Source organism: Paenibacillus sp. J31R98, assembly GCF_056269245.1.
Window position 1 is genome coordinate 427,259 of sequence record NZ_JBWDNO010000005.1, and the last position, 17,889, is coordinate 445,147.

The following is a 17,889-nucleotide window of genomic DNA, read 5'->3' on the forward strand; positions in this document are numbered from 1 at the left end:
ATTATTCTTCTGTTGCATGGACACTCAGCTTCGCTTTAACTTCAGGATGCAGCTTCACAAGCACCTGTGTTACGCCAAGGGTGCGGATCGGCTCTTCCAGTTCAATCTTGCGTTTATCAATCTTCACGCCTTGCGCTTCAAGCGCCTCAGCGATTTGTTTGCTCGTAATGGCGCCGAATAGACGGCCGCCTTCGCCCGCTTTGGTCTTAATAACGACCTTAGCCGCTTCCAGACGTGAAGCAAGTGCCTGCGCATCTTCCTTCTCTTTGAGCTTCTTCTTGACCTCGGCAGCGTTCTGCAGGTCAAGCGTCTTCAAGTTCCCGTCGGAAGCTGGCTTAGCCAAGTTCTTCGGGAACAAGAAATTGCGGACATAACCTTCCGATACTTCTTTAACCTCACCCTTCTTGCCTTGCCCTTTTACATCTTGCAGAAAAATAACTCTCATTCGAATAACCCCTCTTCCTTATCAAGTTCATGCAGCACCTGTTTGAGACGCTGCGCTACTTCTATTACTGTGCCTTCCTGCTGTGCCGCGGCGTTCGTCAAATGCCCGCCGCCGCCCATGCGCTCCATGACAACCTGCACATTCATATGCCCTAGCGATCTCGCGCTAATGCCAATGAGACCATCAGGCCGTTCGCCAATGACGAACGAAGCAAGCACATCCGTCATATTAAGGAGCGTATCGGCCGTCTGCGCGATTAAGAGCTGCGTATACTGGCGGCCTTGCTCGGTGACGGCAATCGCTATATGGTCATAGACGATCTCGGCTTGCTTGATCATCTCTGCCTTCTTGAGGTACTCGGCAAGATCCTCTTTCATCATGCGCTGGATAAGCGCTGAATCCGCACCATGGCGGCGGAGGAACGATGCCGCTTCAAACGTTCTGGAGCCGGTACGGAGCGAGAAGCTCTTCGTATCGACCGTGATGCCCGCAAGCAGCGCCGTCGCCTCTCTGACGTCCAGCAGCACGCGGTCATGGATATATTGGAGCAGCTCTGTAATGAGCTCGCACGTTGAGGATGCGTAAGGCTCCATATAGACGAGAATGGCGCCTGTAATGAACTCTTCACCGCGGCGGTGATGGTCGACAACGACGATCTTCTCCGTCTGCGTGAGCAGCTTCGGCTCCTTCACCATCGACCCTTTGTGCGTATCAACGACAACGACAAGTGTGTTGCTGCCGATGAGCACCTGCGCCTGCTCCGGTGAAATGAACCGCTTCGCGATTCGTTCATCCTCGCGCAGCATCTCCATCATCTTCTGGATCGACGGGTTAACGCCCTCCAGCACGATGTACGCTTCCTTGTTGTACATCATTGCTGCCTTCAGCACCCCGATGGCTGCGCCGATCGCGTCCATATCGGGCATCTTGTGCCCCATGATGACGACACGATCGCTGTCGCGAATCAAGTCGCGCAGCGCATGCGCAACGACACGAGCACGGACGCGGGTCCGTTTCTCCACCGCATTGGACTTGCCGCCGTAGAACGACTGGCGCTGTCCAACCTTCACAGCCGCTTGGTCACCACCGCGACCAAGCGCATAATCGAGGCTCGTTTGCGCCCAGTGACCGAGCTCTACGATGCTCTCCGCGCCTGATGCGAATCCGATGCTCAGCGTCATCGGAATCTTATTCTCGGCGGTAATTTCCCGTACCTCATCCAGCAAGACAAACCGCGACAGCTCTAGCTGTTTCAGCGTCTTCTGATCCGTAATGACGAGGTATCGATCCGATGTAAGACGCTTCAAGTACACGTGGAACTTACTCGCCCACTCTGTAATTTCTGCCGTCGCCTTCGACATCAGCGAGCTCCGCTGCTGGTCGTCCATGCCTTGCGTAACCTCTTCGAGGTTATCCATCATGACAATGCCAAGCGCGAGCTTCTCATCGTCATAGCGTTTAGCCAGCTGCCAGCGCTGCGTAATATCACGGATATAGAGCAGCCGCTCATCGAAGCGGAACATGAGCTCATATACCGATTTTCCAATGACCGCCTCGACTGTTCCTTCCCGCTCCTTCGCCTGAGACAGCGTCGGGAACAGATCGTCTAGCGACTCGCCTACGACGGACTCCATGTCGAGCATGTGCGACACAAACCCGTTATGCCATTCGACCGTCTTATCTTCGTTATACAGAATAATGCCAAGCGGCAGATCGCTTATAACCTCTCTGCCCGCTTTCTTCACCCGGTACGACAACGTACCAAGGTACACTTTCAAATCCCGGCGAAACGCCCGCTCCGCCATGACCGAGTAGAAGCCGACCGCGCCTGATAGCACGAGCCCAATAATACCTAGCTTCCATTCGTATGTGGCGATCGTCACCGTTAATAGAATCATCAGCACGAATGCCCACAGATGGTGCATGCCGTGCCATCGTTTGATTAGAAACTTCGGCATCCTCTACACGCCCCTGTAGTTACGATTTCTTGAACGCTTTTCGAATGGGGAATGCGGCATCGAATACCCCAATTAAGCTAAGCGGATGGAGAAAAATCGCAACCAGCACGGATAAGAGCACCGGCACAGCCTTGTTCCACTTTCGCTCATGCGCAATGAAGAAGAAAAGTCCCATCGCTTGAATGGTGAAAGCGATTTGCATAAGCGGGACAAGGTTCAGCAGCACCACTGTCATAAACGATGTGCCTTTATCCGGCGTAACCATATCCGCCAGAAGAGCAATCAAGTAATAGAAGACGAAGATGCGCGGCAACCGCCACTCTCTTGCTGGCTGCAGCTTCGCAATCGTCAAGCCGGACTTGCGCAGCGCCGGAGCTGCAATCGCATGTGCAAGAACAGCAAGTACGAAAGATAACGTAATGAATGCCATCGGTATAGAATGAATCAAATACTGTACATACGTTTCTGTGACCTCTGAGGTCCAGTTGCCCGGCATTAAGCCGTCTGCTCGCAAGTTCTCCGTCGTCGATGTAATGACTTTGCGGATTTGATCCAGCAGTGAGAAATCAAACAGCACATCAACCAGCACAAGCTCGAGCAGGAGTTCAGCGAGCAAGGTTAGCACCGTTGCTGTCAGCACTTTGCGCGCAGGCGCGCCAGTGCGGTAATAATGCCCCATCACAATTGAAGGAACCAGGAAAAACAGCCCGACGATCAATGCAGGGAGCCCCAGTACAAGAACACCAATTCCATATACAGCAGTCATATGCAGTGTGAAGGCCCGTTTAGACAACATCGTGTAAAGAATAACAGTCGGAACCATCATGACTGCAGCCGCTAACGTGTTCAATCCGGGTACCGCAATGGAGAGCAGAAGCAGCAGCGCCGCAATGCTCCATAATATCGACTTTAAGCCGGTTTTCAAGCTGTTCACCTCTTGCCAAGTTACTAGTACGACCTCTAAGCTTTACTCCCCATTATAGCATAAAACCTTTGAGGCAACACAGGAGACGTTGTCCAGCCAGGGCATCCCACTTGACTTGAACGGCAGGAAGCAAAACGCCGCCCCCATGTGAAGAGGACGGCGATTTTCCATTAGCCAGCAGCCATTTCCTTATTCGATTGTACGGATGATTGAACGATGAGTGCTTCACAGTAATCAATAATGTCGCTTCGTCGCACGATGCCGATGAACCGGTTCATATCATCAACGACCGGCACGAAATTCTGTACCTTCGCAAGCGATACGAGATCCTCCATGTTCGCATCAATCTGCACCGCGCGATTGCTTAGCCGCATCTGCACTTCCGACAGCTTCACCTTGTTCGTCTGCTCGAACGTTACATGCGGGTTGTTCTTCATATACCAGAGGAGGTCGCCCTCCGTCAACGTGCCTGCATAGCCGCCCTTATTATCGAGAATGGGAACAGCCGTATAACGGTGATGCTCCATTCGCTCAAGTGTTTGCCTAAGTGTGGCATCCATCGTCAGCCATACAACTTCCTGCTTGGGCAATAGGAAAAATGCAATATTCATGTTCGACTACCAGTCCCTTCTTCTTCATTCCTTATTGCGCGAAGAGCTCTGGGCTGCTACTTGCCTTTACTTCTTCTCTGTTGTTCGTTTCGATTCCGCCTTGGACAGCGTCTGAACCGGTTTTTCTTCCTTTTGCTTATACTCTTCTGGAAGAGGCAGCGTTTCTTTCGTCTTCGCCGGATCTAGCCAATCTTTAATCAGAGCGTTCGTTTTAGCCAAATCCTCTTCATTCGCAAAATAGTACCAAGCGCCGTGCGTTACTTTACGTCGACCTTCACCTTTGAGCGTGTGGCTGTAGATCGTGCGCTGATCCGTTTGCAGCATGCTCTTGGTCAGATCGATCATGTGCTGCGGCGTTAGATCGGTGGAGAAGTTCTTGCCCATAATGTCAATAAAATCAGGAATCTTCGACCACTGACCAACCTTCGAAGCTTTGTTCATAATCGCATTTAGGAAGATCTGATGCCGGCCTGCGCGGCTCGTATCTCCGCCCGCATCTTCGCGGTAACGAACATAATTGAGCGCTTCTGTGCCGTTGTACAGCGGTTTGCCGGCCTTCACCACGAACTTCTCATGATCTGGATCATCATTGACGAGGTCCTCTGTAATCGGCAGCGAAATGCCGCCCATCGCATCAATGACTTCGCGGAAGCCGGTAAAATTAATTGTAGCATAATGATCGACCTTCGAGCCAAACAACTTCTCGACAGTTTCTACCGACATTTTCGCTCCGCCGAATGCATAGGCATGCGTGATTTTATCCTGCCACTGGTTGCCGGCTTTCGTTGTTTTACCCACGATGTCTACGTAGGTATCACGCGGTATAGATACCATTAGAATGGCACCATCCTTCGGCCTTACAACCGTATAAATCATCGTATCGGAGCGGCCGATCTCCTGATCCCGCTGGTCAACGCCGAGCAGCAGCATCGAGAACGGTTCTTCCTTCTTATAGGTCGTTTGCTCTGGCGTATGTCCTTCAAGCGGTTGGTACGAATTCTCCAGCTTCTTCTTTACGCTGTCTGACAAGAACAGATCGAATCCCCACATCGCCAGCGCGTTCCGGTTGTAATAACCGGCTGTTCCAGCCAGCACCAGAACGATAAGTATACCTGCCAACCATTTATACATGCGTGATTTTTTCGGCTTATTCATGTAACGCTCCCTTACCACTCATAATTAAACGCAAGCTTCCTTATCTTAAACGGATTTGTTCAAGTGAAAGTTACAGATGAGTAACAGCATTCCACTGTCAAAAGTGGTTCCTTCTAACAATTCGATTACACCCCGCATAGTTCGCTTATTAATGGAATACATACGTATTAAAGGGAAGGTGAGCATCCATATGCAATCGTTCGGACCTGATCCATCATCGACGGGGATCGATCCTAAAGTCGTTGGTCTGCTTTGTTACCTAGGCAGCTTCATTACGGGCATTCTGTTTCTTGTGCTCGAGAAGCGAAGCACGTTCGTGCGGTTTCACGCCATGCAGTCCATTCTTGTTTCGGTTGTTTTGATTGTCCTTAATATTTTGCTCGGCTTTATCCCGATTATCGGGTGGATCCTTGGAGTTTTGCTTACTCCGCTGTCAATAATATTATGGATTGCCTTAATGCTCCTCGCGCTGCAAGGCAAACGCTACAAACTTCCGTTCATCGGAGATTTTGCCGAGGAGCAGTCTAACCGGTTCTAAGCTTCACGATTGAGCGTGTAAGGACACAACAAAAAGAGGCAGCCCTTAAGGGCTGCCTCTTGTTTAAACGCTTTACGCGTTATTTAACCTATTCCGTAGTGTAAGGCAACAGCGCTACTTGACGGGAACGCTTGATAGCGACCGTCAGAAGACGTTGGTACTTTGCACTTGTACCAGTTACACGACGTGGCAAAATTTTGCCGCGCTCGCTGATAAATTTACGAAGCAAGTCCGTATCTTTATAGTCGATGTGTGTAATTTTGTTAGCTGTGAAGAAACATACTTTACGGCGTTTGTTACGGCCTTTACGACCGCCGAACTTGCGCTCTGGACGCTCGTCGCCACCATCTCTTTGCTTAAAGCTCATGTTTAATCCGTCCTTTCAGTTAGAATGGCAAATCATCTTCCGATATATCGATCGGGCGTCCGTCGTCTGAGAACGGATCACGATTGTCGTTGTTCCTTGGTGTGCCACCTGTACGGCCTCCACCTTGTGAATTACCTCCGCCGAAGCCGCCGCCTTGACCGCCGCCTCCGCTATAGTTGCCGCCTCCACCGCTGTAGCTTGGTGCGCCTTCTTCACGCGGGCCATTATCGCGGTTGCCGGATTCTAAGAAGCGAACGTTATCGGCAATAATTTCCGTCACGTAGACGCGCTTGCCTTCGTTGTTCTCATAATTCCGAACCTGGATACGACCTTCGACCGCTGTTAGACGGCCTTTGCGTAGATAGTTCGCACAAGTTTCAGCAAGCTGACGCCAAGTTACGATTGGGATGAAATCTGCTTCCCGCTCCCGCTCGCCGCCTTGACCACCGCTCTGGAACGGACGATCCACTGCAAGCGTAAATTGCGTTACCGCAACGCCTGCTGGTGTATAACGCATTTCAGGGTCCCTCGTTAATCTGCCAATGAGAATAACACGGTTCAACATTCGTAAATCGCCTCCAATCGAACATCACTTACGTACGTTTGACGAGCAATTAAGCTACGTCTCTTGTGATCAGGCAACGGATAACTTCATCCGTAATCTTCATGACGCGGTCAAGTTCAGCAACAACTTCATTAGTGCCGTTGAAGTTAACCAGTACGTAGATACCGTCACGAATCTTGTTGATCTCATACGCAAGGCGGCGTTTACCGATCACGTCGTGCTTGATGATCTCTCCACCGTTTCCGATGATCGCTTGGAACTTTTCAGTGATAGCTTGTACCGCTTCCTGTTCCACATCCGGACGAATGATGTACATCACTTCGTATTTGCGCATATGTTTCACCTCCTCTTGGACTATGCGGCCCCCACTAAAGGGAGCAAGGAGCGAGTTAGTTTCTCGCATACCTGAATACTATACCAAACTTCGTACCCCATTGACAAGTGCGGATTTAATAGCGATGACTGCCTCATTCTTCCGTTCATGAACTGTGCATGCAAGAAGCACACTATAAGTCAGGACATGCATGGCGTCCTCATTTATGTATCCTTCATGGAGGTGTGCTCGAAGTATGGGTGAATGGACGGAATTCCGAGAAGGCGATCGTGCTCCTAATGATGGCCTCTATATCGAGATCGGTGAAGCGTCATTCCATATGGGGGTCAATAAGCCGCAGAAGGTGCGGTTAGCCAAGGGCGATAAGTTCCCTGCCCTGTCGAATAAAGATCGCAAGTGGAAACGAATGAACTAAAAAGTTTGCAGCTAGCCGGTATAGGATGCAGGCTTACGGAGCATTATAGCTGTGACGGTGTTAAAGAGAGGTGTGGTTCCATTGTACGTCAATGTTAACGAACCTCAAGGAGCTTTTGTCCACTCAGCATAGAAGCGGAGGGATGTGCCAAAGACCAGTGTCTGTAACACACGCTCACCGATTAAATCCCGGTGAACCAAGGTTTCTTACGAAGCTTGTAGTGATGACTGTTTTCTAATTGATCACCGTCGGAAGGGGACTCGCGAGAGTCTCCTTTTCTTATTTGAAGTTTTTTTGTTTGAAGGCATAAAAAAAACGGCTCGCTATGAGCCGTTTGTTCGTTGTTCTAAAGGGAATGGCGGAGAGGGTGGGATTCGAACCCACGCACGCTTTGACACGCCTAACTGATTTCGAGTCAGCCCCCTTGGGCCTCTTGGGTACCTCTCCATGAATGTCAATCAGCAAAAACTATATTAGCATGGGGCTCGTCCAAATGCAAGCATTTTTCAAAAAAATGTTGCTTTATGTTAAAGACGCTCCGCCCTCTCCCTCTTTTTCACCCTCTGCCGCTTTCGAACGCAGCACTTTTTTCATGTTCTTCTCGAACTTTGCTCGCGGAATTAGCACACTGTGCTTGCAGCCCACACATTTGATGCGAATGTCCATCCCCATCCGAATGATCTCCATTTCATTCGTGCCGCACGGATGCTGCTTCTTCATCTGTACAATATCGCCCAGCTCAAACTGTTTTCTCTCCATAGCAGCTATCCTCTCCCTCTTTTTCTCACCGTATTTACCTACATCTCTACCGGCTCGTACCGGTCTTCAACCTGCAGGAAGATCCCTCTAATCTCGACCCTCTCTTGTACAATAACCTCTTTCACCACTACCAAATCAGCTTCGGGAAAATGGATTGAGAGTGCGCATCCGGCTGTTATTTGCTTCGGTGTCGGACAGATGTCTATTTCAATATCCGCATATTCTAATAGCATCTCCGCTCGGAGCGCTTGCTGTGTGGAGTCAAACGCGATAAGCATGCTCCCCCACCTCCTGATTGATTTTATTGACGTTTAGTCCTGCACTCCAAGTATAAAATGGTTGTCCTGACCATATACTAGTAACCAAGCGTAAACAGGCAGTTCACTACTAGTTTATATGTATTCTAGCAGATGGAAGCATGTTTATCTCGGTAATCATCGTTCATAGAGTTGGCGGGAGGGGAATCTATGAAATTGCCAGGAATGAAAGAAACACCACTCAAAGTACCGTATACGGAGCCTAACATTACAGCACTTCTTGTCAACCGCATTACATACCTTCTGGGCGGCATTCCTTCAGACCGCAGGATCGTTGTCGTCTGCGTAGGTACGGACCGTTCCACAGGGGATTCACTGGGGCCGCTAGTCGGCACTTCGCTAAGCAAATTCCGCAGTCCCTTCTTCGACCTCTACGGTACGCTGGAGGAACCCGTCCATGCCATGAATCTCGACGAAACGCTTCAGGACATCAACAAGTATATTCGGAAGCCGTTTGTGATCGGCATCGATGCTTGTTTGGGTCAGGCAGCAAGCGTCGGTTGTATTCAGGTTGGTCTAGGACCGGTTCGCCCAGGAGCCGGCGTGAACAAAGACTTGCCTCCGGTTGGCGATATTCACATCACAGGAATCGTGAATGTCGGTGGCTTCATGGAGTATTTCGTCCTGCAGAATACGCGTCTGCATCTTGTGATGCGGATGGCTGATATTATCTCGCACAGCCTCTTCTCATCCATCATGAAATGTGTACGGCCCGCTACGATCCCTGCCGCGACGCAAGACTGATGGCTTCGATCTCTTCCGGAGTGAGCGGATATTGGCTCTTGCCATCCTTCACAGGTTTGGCATATAGAAACGTCTGCTCACGACCGTGAATGCCGCTTAGCACCATGCCGTCTTCACCATCATTGACGACAGCGATAGAGAAGCTCAGATCGCTTCCTCTTTCCGCAAACGCATTGTAACGGTGAATACCGACGTTACCCTTCTTATTCTTCAGCGTTTCACTTAAAGACTGAACAGATTGCTTCAGCTTGCCATGACCCTCTTCTTGCGCATCCAAGCGCTGTTTGAGATTAATGATGACGCTCTCCAGCTCTTCAACACCTGTGCCTTGCATAAACTGCGTGTAACTTGCGCGCAGCCGTTTAAGCTTACTACTCAACATGAAGCTGCGGATAAGCAGAATGAGTACAAGAAGAAGCAGACCTGCTGTTACCCAGTCAGTCGGCTCTAGATTAATTTGATCCATATTACGTTAGCTCCCCCATAGATGCACATTAACTGTAATGCTGCTTAATTTCCTTTACCGCCGCAATGAACGTCTCTACCTCATCTTTCGTCGTGAAACACCCTACGCTCGCGCGAATCGCGCCTGTCTCCGTTGTGCCTGCCGTCCCATGTGCAAGTGGCGAGCAGTGGAAGCCTGTCCTTACCGCAATCTGATAATGCTGGTCCAGAATAAAGCCGATCTCCGATGGATCCGCACCATCGATGACGAAGGATACAATACCTGTACGCGGCTTTCCAAGTGCTGGTCCCAATAAGCGAAGACCATTCACAGAAAGCAGCCCCTCCATCATCTGTTGCGTTAGCGTCCATTCACTAGTATGGATCTTTTGCACCGTCTCATGCAGAATATGCTTGACGCCGGCGCGTAGCCCGCTTATGCCAACCGCATTCTGCGTTCCCGCTTCATAGCGATCCGGACGCACTGTAGGCTGTTCAATCGCTTCCGACTGACTGCCCGTACCGCCGTGCAGGAGCGGTTCCAGATCCACTTCTGGATGAATGTATAGGCCACCCGTCCCTTGCGGCCCTAACAGCCCTTTATGGCCCGGAAACGCGAGCAAATCAATCCCCATCTGCTCTACATCGATTTCCAACAGTCCTGCAGTCTGAGCAGCATCGACTAATAGCTTGATTCCTCTTCTGCGTGTTATTTCACCGATGTCACTAACGGGCAAGATTGATCCGAGCAAATTCGAGCTGTGATTCACAACCACTAGCTTCGTGTTTTCTGTAATCGCATCTTCAACCTGCTTCGCATCGAGCTCGCCGGCTGCATTCGGCTCTACATACCTCACTTGGATGCCGATGGTTTTCTTCAAGTATTCCAGTGGCCGCCGAACCGAGTTATGCTCCACAGCTGTTGCTATGACATGGTCCCCTGGCGCAAGCAATCCTTTAATCGCTGTATTGAGAGCCATTGTTGTATTAAGTGCGAATGCAATATCATTCGGGTTTTTAACCCTGAATAGTTTCGCCAATACTTTCCTCGTATCAAACAGAATACGGCTGGCACGCACGGCCATCGCATGGCTGCCTCGCCCTGGATTCGCACCGTCGCGCTGCATCGCTTCCATAACTGCTTCGAGCACCTCGGGAGGCTTCGGCCACGACGTCGCAGCATGATCCAGATAAATCAATTGTCCCTGCTGCCGTCCCTGTCCTTGCTCATGCAACTGCATATGCACACCCCTTCCTATTACCACGTTCACTTGCGCTAATGCTAATAATAGCATACTTGATTGGTACCTACCTGAGCAGCAGTTACCAATCGAGTATGCTATTTAAGTTATACCTATGAGAAGAAATTATGAGGACAATTGTTGCAGCAATTCGAGCAGACGCTCTAAGTCCTGCTTGTTGTAATACAGAAGCTCAATGCGCCCTTTATCCTTCTGCTGTTTAATCTTCACCGTCGTTTTAAACCGATCGCGTAGCGATTCTTCAACTTCAGCTATAAAAGGGTCCTGCTTCTTCGAAGGGAGCGGTTTTACTTTTGCAGCAGCCGGCTGGTCAAGGTTCTTAATTGCTTCCTCGAGCTGGCGCACGCTCCACTCATTTGTCATTGTCAGTTCGGCGAGTTCTTTTTTGCGAGCTTCCTCTTTTACGCCGACAATCGCTCTGGCATGTCCCATAGATAATGTTCCACGTGAAACATTTTCTTTGATCTGCTCCGGAAGTGTCAACAGCCGCAGGAAGTTGGCAATGTGAGATCTCGACTTGCCGACTTTCATAGAGAGCTCTTCTTGCGTAAGGTTGAACTTGTCCATCAACGCTTGATAGGCAACCGACAGCTCGATCGCATTCAGATCCTCACGCTGCAAGTTCTCAATAAGTGCAATCTCCATAACCTGTTGATCGGAGAAGTTACGTACAACTGCAGGAATCGTTGCGTTGCCGCAGAGCTGAGATGCACGGAAACGTCTTTCCCCCGCAATTATCTCATACCCTTTAAGTACAGTACGAACGATAATCGGCTGGATGACGCCATGCTGCTTAATGGATTCAGCGAGTTCCTTAATCGCATCATCATCAAACGTTTTACGAGGTTGGTACGGATTCGCTCTTAGCTGGGAAAGCGATACTTCAACAACTTTATCATCCTCGCTTACAGAGAGCGATGGGATAAGCGCATCAAGTCCTCTACCTAGCCGCTTGCTCATACATAATCACTTCCTTCGCGAGTTCAAGGTATACCTCTGCCCCTTTGGATCTCGGATCATATGTGATGATGGACTGCCCATGCGAAGGAGCCTCGCTCAAGCGGACATTCCTCGGAATGATCGTTTGGTAAACCTTTTGTTGAAAATACTTCTTCACTTCTTCAATTACTTGAATGCCAAGATTCGTCCGTGCATCAAACATTGTCAGCAGCACGCCTTCGATTTGAAGCGTAGTGTTCAGATGCTTCTGAACAAGACGAACTGTATTTAGCAGCTGGCTGAGTCCTTCCAGTGCGTAATATTCACATTGAATAGGGATAATAAGCGAGTCAGAAGCCGTCAATGAGTTAATCGTAAGAATGCCAAGCGATGGCGGGCAATCGATTAGAATATAATCATATTGTTTCTTCACCAATGCTAGAGACTTCTTTAGCCGTTGTTCGCGCGAGATCGTCTGAACAAGCTCAATCTCCGCACCAGCAAGCTGAATCGTAGCCGGAATAATATAAAGTCCTTCAATATTAGTAGGACAAGTAGCATCACTCGGGTGTACATCATTAATAAGCACATCGTAGATACAATGAGCGACATCTGCTTTCTCAATACCGATTCCGCTTGTCGTATTGCCTTGCGGGTCAATATCGACGAGCAGCACCTTTTTCCCCAGCGACGCTAAACACGCACCCAAATTCACGGACGTGGTCGTTTTGCCGACACCGCCCTTCTGGTTCGTTATTGCAATCGTTTTAGACAAACCGTTCACCTCTATGCTGATTACTTGAATATTGCTATGAAACGTCCGTTCAGCGGGCAATTAAATGTTGTTACTACAAATGACGATGCCGTCCCTGTAATGGACGGCTGTCGAAACTTCTATTAGCGCTTAGGAATTCGGATCACAATCTCATAATGATCCTCATGATCCTGTTCTTTCGTCTTGATCTCTAAGCCAGATCCGGACACCATATCAATGGACTGTCTAATCGTGTTCAGCGCAAGCCGTACATCCTTCGTGAAAGAGATGCGCTTCGGCTTCTTCGTTTCCTTCGCAGCTTCTTTATAGAAAGCCACTCGAGCTTCCGTCTGTTTTACATTAAGCTCTTTAGCAATAATATCGTCTAGCACCTTAAGCTGCAACTCTTCGCTATCAAGTGATAGTAGAGCCCTTGCATGACGCTCCGTAATTTTACGTTCCATCAGCGCGTTTTTAATCGTATCCCCAAGCCCAAGCAACCTAATCTTGTTTGCAATAGTCGACTGGCTCTTACCAAGACGCTGTGCCAAGCTTTCCTGCGTGAGGTTATGTAGGTCAATGAGCTTCTGATAAGCAACAGCTTCTTCAATTGATGTAAGTCCTTCACGCTGAAGATTCTCAATGAGTGCAATCGATGCAGCTTGAGAGTCATTGAATTCACGAATGATAGCAGGAATCGTCTCAAGCCCAAGCTTCTTCACCGCACGGAAACGCCGTTCCCCTGCGATAATCTCATATTTCCCATTACGCACCCGCACGACGATAGGCTGAATAACGCCATGTGTGCGAATTGTCTGGCTGAGTTCTTCAATTCGGTCATCATCAAATACAGTACGCGGTTGATATGGACTCGTATCCACTTCAGCAACCGGTAGCTGCTTCACTTCGTCTTGATTCGTGCTTTTCGAATCCGTTAATCCGAACAAACGCGAGAACTGTTCTTTCATAGCGTCAACTACCACCCGATTTCAAAGTGCCGAGTTATTGTTATTCCCAAGTGCAAACGGCTATCGCCTTCCTTTAAAGACGATAGCTGACGTTTCACGGAGATCACACAGAAACGAATAAAGATATCCCTATATAGTATGTGTAATTACTCTAATTCGTCGGCTGTAAGTTGATTTCCTGCTTGACAGTAATATTTCTAGCACAAATATAAGCAATCGTTTCGCCACACGACTGCTTCGATACAATTTGTGGACTAAACCGACTTGCCGGGTTAAAAAATGTTCCACGTGGAACAAGTATTAGGCTGTAGTCATTATATAATAGGCTGCTTTAAAGGCAAACCCGCTTTTCTTGGATATTTAGCTGGCGTTGCGCCCAGCTTCTCAATCCTAATAATATGACGGTCAGATTGCTCAAACGGAAGCTTCATGTGATGCGTTTGCAGAAGCTTCGCCTTCAGCTCGATCAAGCTGCGTTTAGCTTCGGCTGTTTCCTCCGCAGGATCTGCACCCTTCATCGCAGCAAACTTGCCGCCCTGCTTTACAAAAGGCAGGCAAAGCTCGTTCAATCCGCTGAGCCTAGCAACAGCTCTTGCCGTCACGACATCATACGCATCGCGATGTGCGGCTAAACGGCCGATATCCTCTGCTCGCCCATGCACACAACTGACGTCCGTAAGGCCCAGTGCCTCCACAACGTGTTGGAGAAATTGAATTCGCTTGTTGAGTGAGTCAACAATCGTCACCTTCAGATGCGGGAAACAAATTTTTAGCGGAATACTCGGAAACCCTGCTCCTGACCCAATATCTGCAAGAGACTTCACTTTATCCATATCCATAAAGAAAGAGAGGGTCACGGAATCATAGAAATGTTTCTCATACACCGCTTCCCTCTCTGTAATGCCCGTTAAATTCATTTTTTCGTTCCATGAGACGAGCAGCTCATAATACGTCTCGAACTGCTGAAGCTGAAGCGGCGATAACGCCACTCCCCGCTCCTGCAGCAATTGAACAAACCATGTTTCTGTAGCATTCATAGCTTCATTACCCCCGTGCAGCAATAACCTTATTGTAATGCTCAAGATACACAAGAAGAATCGAGATGTCAGCCGGAGTAACGCCACCGATCCGCGATGCTTGCCCAATAGACAATGGACGGATGTTCGATAGGTTCGTCTTCGCTTCCTTCGACAGATTCGTTACAACCATGTAATCGATATCATCCGGGATCCGCTTCTTCTCCATCTTTGCTAGCCGTTCTACTTGAAGCTGCTGTTTCTCGATATATCCGGCATACTTGATTTGAATCTCGACTTGCTCCTTCATATCGTCTGTCAACGGTTCCTCTGCCGGAGAGATGCGATCAACCAGTGCATACGAAACTTCCGGACGGCGAAGCAGCGAGAGTGCGTCAGTGGTTTGCTGGATCGGTGCTGTATTGATTTCTAGGAGCATCTGAAGCACTTCTTCATCTGGACGCACTTTGACCGTTTTCAGACGCTCGATCTCTTGCTCTACCATCAGTTTCTTATGCGTGAATTTCGCGAAGCGCGTTTCCGAGATCAAACCGATCTCATATCCTGTCGGAGTTAGACGCAAATCAGCATTGTCATGACGCAGTAGCAGACGGTATTCCGCACGAGATGTAAGCAGACGATACGGTTCTGTTGTCCCCTTCGTAACCAGATCATCGATAAGAACGCCGATATATCCTTGTGAACGATCTACGATGATTGGCGATTGCTCCTTCACTTTACGTGCAGCATTGATGCCCGCCATAATGCCTTGTCCAGCTGCTTCCTCATATCCGGATGTACCGTTGATTTGTCCAGCTGTGAATAGCCCTGGTACCTGTTTCGTCTCAAGCGATGGCCACAGCTGCGTCGGTACGACAGCATCATACTCAATTGCGTAGCCTGTACGCATCATCTCGACCTTCTCCAGACCAGGAATCGAACGGAGAATGCTTAGCTGCACATCCTCAGGCATACTTGTCGAGAGACCTTGCACATAATACTCCGACGTATTTTTGCCTTCCGGCTCCAAGAAGATCTGATGCTTCGGCTTATCGGCAAAACGAACGATTTTATCCTCAATGGATGGGCAATACCGCGGACCTGTACCTTCGATCGCCCCCGAGAACATCGGCGCACGGTGAAGATTATCATTAATGATCTTATGTGTCTCCTCCGACGTATACGTCAGCCAGCAAGGCAGCTGCTCATTGTCAGAATACTCTGTTTCATAAGAGAAGAATTTCGGCTTCTCGTCGCCTGGTTGAATTTCCGTTTTGCTAAAATCAATCGTATCCCCATGCACCCGCGGCGGCGTACCCGTCTTAAAACGAACGAGCTGCAAGCCAAGCGAGCGCAGGCTCTCGGACAGCTTTACTGAAGGCTGCTGATTGTTAGGGCCGCTCTCGTACATCAGTTCGCCCATAATCACTTTACCGCGCAAGTAGGTGCCAGTTGTTACAACGACCGCTTTCGCGCGATATTCCGCTCCAGTCTTCGTCACGATGCCGACGCAGACTCCATCCTCAATAATAAGCTCCTCCGCCATTCCCTGGCGAAGCGTCAAATGGTCTGTCTCTTCGATCGTTTGCTTCATGAAATGTTGATACAGAAACTTGTCCGCTTGTGCACGCAGTGCATGAACAGCTGGACCTTTCCCCGTATTCAGCATCCTCATTTGAATGAACGTCTTATCAATGTTACGGCCCATTTCCCCACCGAGCGCATCAATCTCACGCACAACATGACCTTTTGCCGGTCCTCCTATAGATGGATTACACGGCATAAATGCGACCATATCGAGATTAATCGTTAACAGCAGCGTCTCGCACCCCATCCGGGCAGCCGCCAATGCCGCCTCGCATCCCGCGTGGCCCGCACCTACTACAATGACATCAAAATCCCCTGCATGATATCCCATTTTGCTATCCCTCCCTGCCTCTTTTGCCATTATTATTTACCTAAACAGAACTGAGAGAAAATTTGATCAATAAGCGAGTCAGCTACCGAATCGCCTATCAATTCCCCTAATTGCTCCCAAGCTGTACGCACATCAATTTGCACAATATCAATCGGAATGCCGATATCTGTCGCTTCCATCGCATCAATCAGCGATTGCTTAGCGTGATTCAGCAGCGTAATATGACGAACGTTGCTGACATATGTCATATCCGCAGATTCTAGCTCTCCGCTGAAGAACATGCGGCTAATGACACCCTCTAGTTCCTCCAGACCATGCTCATGCAGGACCGACAGCCTTACAATCGCATCTGCCGGGAATATCGCTTCGACAGAAGATGTGTCGAGCACAGCCGGCAAGTCCGTCTTGTTCAGCAGCACAACAACGGGTCTGCCCCGCAGCTTCTCCATCAGCTCTTGATCATCGGGATGCAGCGGCTCATTCACATTGAGCACGAACAGAATCAGATCCGCTTCCTCAAGCGCCGTACGGGATCGCTCAACACCAATTCTCTCCACTACATCAGCCGTTTCGCGTATGCCAGCTGTATCGAGCAGGCGCAGTGGAATACCGCCCAGCGTGATATATTCCTCGATGACATCACGTGTCGTCCCTGGAATGTCGGTTACGATCGCCTTATTCTCCTGCACGAGCGCATTAAGTAGCGACGACTTGCCGACATTCGGGCGGCCAACAATCGCCGTCACAATGCCTTCTCTTAATATTTTGCCTTCCGCGGCTGTTTTTAACAACCGGTTAATTTCGTCACAAGCTTCCCCGCAGCGCTCGTGAATATACGCACTCGTCATCGAAGCGACATCGTGCTCTGGATAATCGATATTCACTTCAATATGAGCGAGCAACTCAATAAGGCCGTGTCGAAGCGCTTTGACCTTCTTCGACAGCATCCCCTCCGATTGCTTCATCGCAATCGAGAAAGCTCGATCCGACTTGGAACGGATCAGGTCAATAACGGCCTCCGCCTGAGTCAGATCGATTCTTCCGTTCAAGAATGCCCGCTTCGTAAATTCACCAGGCTCTGCAAGCCGCACATCACCTGTGCGCAACAGCAGCTCCAGTACCCGCTTCACAGCGACAACGCCGCCGTGCGTGCTCAGTTCAACAACATCCTCGGCCGTGAACGAGCGAGGCCCCCGCATAACCGTAAGCAGGATTTCCTCCACCGTTTCACCGCTTACAGAGTCTACAATATGACCGTAATGGACGGTATGCGACGCCGCTTCAGCAACATCCGTCTTGGAACGGAATATCTTCGCGGATTCGCTTACTGCATTAGGTCCACTGACCCTTATAATGGCAATGCCGCCTTCTCCGACAGCTGTCGAAATGGCGGCAATCGTATCTTGTATCATCATTGTTCTTCCCTCATTAACTCGTGATTAAAAAAACGAGCAA

The 17,889-nt window shown here is 49.5% G+C and carries 21 protein-coding genes and 1 tRNA gene; 3 read left to right on the top strand and 19 right to left on the bottom strand.

Going from position 1 to position 17,889, the window contains the following annotated elements:
* Position 1 precedes the first annotated feature (1 nt).
* The 5 genes from rplI to AC0YNX_RS20745 all read right to left on the bottom strand — a co-directional run bounded on the left by rplI (position 2) and on the right by AC0YNX_RS20745 (position 5,094).
* Positions 2-445, bottom strand: a complete 444-nt coding sequence (gene rplI / locus AC0YNX_RS20725; protein ID WP_475817595.1) for a 50S ribosomal protein L9 — start codon at positions 443-445, stop codon at positions 2-4.
* Positions 442-2,403 carry a DHH family phosphoesterase gene (locus AC0YNX_RS20730; RefSeq protein ID WP_475817596.1) on the bottom strand — a complete coding sequence of 654 codons (1,962 nt, stop codon included), beginning with the start codon at positions 2,401-2,403 and terminating at the stop codon, positions 442-444. The genes rplI and AC0YNX_RS20730 overlap by 4 nt, the downstream gene beginning before the upstream one ends.
* 19 nt (positions 2,404-2,422) lie before the next feature.
* A complete protein-coding gene (locus tag AC0YNX_RS20735) occupies positions 2,423-3,328 on the bottom strand; it encodes a DUF2232 domain-containing protein (protein ID WP_475817597.1) in 906 nt (301 codons plus the stop codon).
* Positions 3,329-3,498: 170 nt separating this feature from the next.
* On the bottom strand, positions 3,499-3,939 hold the full coding sequence (locus tag AC0YNX_RS20740; protein WP_475817598.1) for a CBS domain-containing protein: 441 nt from the start codon (positions 3,937-3,939) through the stop codon (positions 3,499-3,501).
* A gap of 66 nt (positions 3,940-4,005) precedes the next feature.
* Positions 4,006-5,094 carry an LCP family protein gene (locus AC0YNX_RS20745; RefSeq protein ID WP_475817599.1) on the bottom strand — a complete coding sequence of 363 codons (1,089 nt, stop codon included), beginning with the start codon at positions 5,092-5,094 and terminating at the stop codon, positions 4,006-4,008.
* A 151-nt stretch (positions 5,095-5,245) separates the two neighbouring features.
* On the opposite strand from AC0YNX_RS20745, the gene AC0YNX_RS20750 reads away from it, so the two are divergent.
* Positions 5,246-5,632 carry a DUF4870 domain-containing protein gene (locus AC0YNX_RS20750; protein ID WP_475817600.1) on the top strand — a complete coding sequence of 129 codons (387 nt, stop codon included), beginning with the start codon at positions 5,246-5,248 and terminating at the stop codon, positions 5,630-5,632.
* A gap of 88 nt (positions 5,633-5,720) precedes the next feature.
* Here AC0YNX_RS20750 and rpsR read toward each other — a convergent pair whose 3' ends face one another.
* Genes rpsR through rpsF form a run of 3 tightly spaced genes read right to left on the bottom strand, consistent with a single transcriptional unit; the run spans position 5,721 to position 6,898 of the window.
* Positions 5,721-5,999, bottom strand: a complete 279-nt coding sequence (gene rpsR, locus AC0YNX_RS20755; protein WP_090574546.1) for a 30S ribosomal protein S18 — start codon at positions 5,997-5,999, stop codon at positions 5,721-5,723.
* A 19-nt stretch (positions 6,000-6,018) separates the two neighbouring features.
* Positions 6,019-6,564, bottom strand: a complete 546-nt coding sequence (locus AC0YNX_RS20760; protein ID WP_475817601.1) for a single-stranded DNA-binding protein — start codon at positions 6,562-6,564, stop codon at positions 6,019-6,021.
* A 49-nt stretch (positions 6,565-6,613) separates the two neighbouring features.
* Positions 6,614-6,898: a 30S ribosomal protein S6 gene (gene rpsF, locus AC0YNX_RS20765; protein WP_116192601.1), complete on the bottom strand. Its 285-nt coding sequence runs from the start codon at positions 6,896-6,898 to the stop codon at positions 6,614-6,616.
* A 235-nt stretch (positions 6,899-7,133) separates the two neighbouring features.
* Here rpsF and AC0YNX_RS20770 point away from each other — a divergent pair, with 235 nt between their 5' ends.
* The gene (locus AC0YNX_RS20770) at positions 7,134-7,313 is read left to right on the top strand and encodes a YjzC family protein (RefSeq protein ID WP_475817602.1); all 180 of its coding nucleotides are present in this window, start codon (positions 7,134-7,136) and stop codon (positions 7,311-7,313) included.
* 356 nt (positions 7,314-7,669) lie between these two features.
* Here the strand turns inward: AC0YNX_RS20770 and AC0YNX_RS20775 are convergent.
* From AC0YNX_RS20775 to AC0YNX_RS20785, 3 genes are all read right to left on the bottom strand, one after another.
* Positions 7,670-7,760 (bottom strand) — tRNA-Ser (locus AC0YNX_RS20775).
* Positions 7,761-7,835: 75 nt separating this feature from the next.
* Entirely contained in the window at positions 7,836-8,072 is a 237-nt protein-coding gene (locus tag AC0YNX_RS20780) for a DUF951 domain-containing protein (protein WP_475817603.1), read from the bottom strand.
* 38 nt (positions 8,073-8,110) lie between these two features.
* Positions 8,111-8,350, bottom strand: a complete 240-nt coding sequence (locus AC0YNX_RS20785; RefSeq protein ID WP_475817604.1) for a putative Se/S carrier protein — start codon at positions 8,348-8,350, stop codon at positions 8,111-8,113.
* Between the two features lie 189 nt (positions 8,351-8,539).
* Here AC0YNX_RS20785 and yyaC point away from each other — a divergent pair, with 189 nt between their 5' ends.
* The gene (gene yyaC / locus AC0YNX_RS20790; protein WP_475817605.1) at positions 8,540-9,133 is read left to right on the top strand and encodes a spore protease YyaC; all 594 of its coding nucleotides are present in this window, start codon (positions 8,540-8,542) and stop codon (positions 9,131-9,133) included.
* Here the strand turns inward: yyaC and AC0YNX_RS20795 are convergent.
* The 8 genes from AC0YNX_RS20795 to mnmE all read right to left on the bottom strand — a co-directional run bounded on the left by AC0YNX_RS20795 (position 9,105) and on the right by mnmE (position 17,846).
* Positions 9,105-9,599 carry a DUF4446 family protein gene (locus AC0YNX_RS20795; protein ID WP_475817606.1) on the bottom strand — a complete coding sequence of 165 codons (495 nt, stop codon included), beginning with the start codon at positions 9,597-9,599 and terminating at the stop codon, positions 9,105-9,107. The genes yyaC and AC0YNX_RS20795 overlap by 29 nt on opposite strands.
* A gap of 28 nt (positions 9,600-9,627) precedes the next feature.
* Complete coding sequence (locus tag AC0YNX_RS20800; protein ID WP_475817607.1) at positions 9,628-10,818, bottom strand: aminotransferase class V-fold PLP-dependent enzyme; 1,191 nt, start codon at positions 10,816-10,818, stop codon at positions 9,628-9,630.
* A 126-nt stretch (positions 10,819-10,944) separates the two neighbouring features.
* A complete protein-coding gene (locus AC0YNX_RS20805) occupies positions 10,945-11,799 on the bottom strand; it encodes a ParB/RepB/Spo0J family partition protein (RefSeq protein ID WP_475817608.1) in 855 nt (284 codons plus the stop codon).
* Entirely contained in the window at positions 11,780-12,553 is a 774-nt protein-coding gene (locus AC0YNX_RS20810) for a ParA family protein (RefSeq protein WP_475817609.1), read from the bottom strand. Before AC0YNX_RS20810 ends, AC0YNX_RS20805 begins: the two co-directional genes overlap by 20 nt.
* 122 nt (positions 12,554-12,675) lie before the next feature.
* Complete coding sequence (gene noc / locus AC0YNX_RS20815; protein ID WP_475817610.1) at positions 12,676-13,500, bottom strand: nucleoid occlusion protein; 825 nt, start codon at positions 13,498-13,500, stop codon at positions 12,676-12,678.
* Positions 13,501-13,814: 314 nt separating this feature from the next.
* Complete coding sequence (gene rsmG / locus AC0YNX_RS20820; protein ID WP_475817611.1) at positions 13,815-14,537, bottom strand: 16S rRNA (guanine(527)-N(7))-methyltransferase RsmG; 723 nt, start codon at positions 14,535-14,537, stop codon at positions 13,815-13,817.
* A 7-nt stretch (positions 14,538-14,544) separates the two neighbouring features.
* Positions 14,545-16,434 carry a tRNA uridine-5-carboxymethylaminomethyl(34) synthesis enzyme MnmG gene (mnmG, locus tag AC0YNX_RS20825; RefSeq protein WP_475817612.1) on the bottom strand — a complete coding sequence of 630 codons (1,890 nt, stop codon included), beginning with the start codon at positions 16,432-16,434 and terminating at the stop codon, positions 14,545-14,547.
* A 32-nt stretch (positions 16,435-16,466) separates the two neighbouring features.
* Positions 16,467-17,846: a tRNA uridine-5-carboxymethylaminomethyl(34) synthesis GTPase MnmE gene (gene mnmE / locus AC0YNX_RS20830; RefSeq protein WP_475817646.1), complete on the bottom strand. Its 1,380-nt coding sequence runs from the start codon at positions 17,844-17,846 to the stop codon at positions 16,467-16,469.
* Positions 17,847-17,889: the final 43 nt, after the last annotated feature.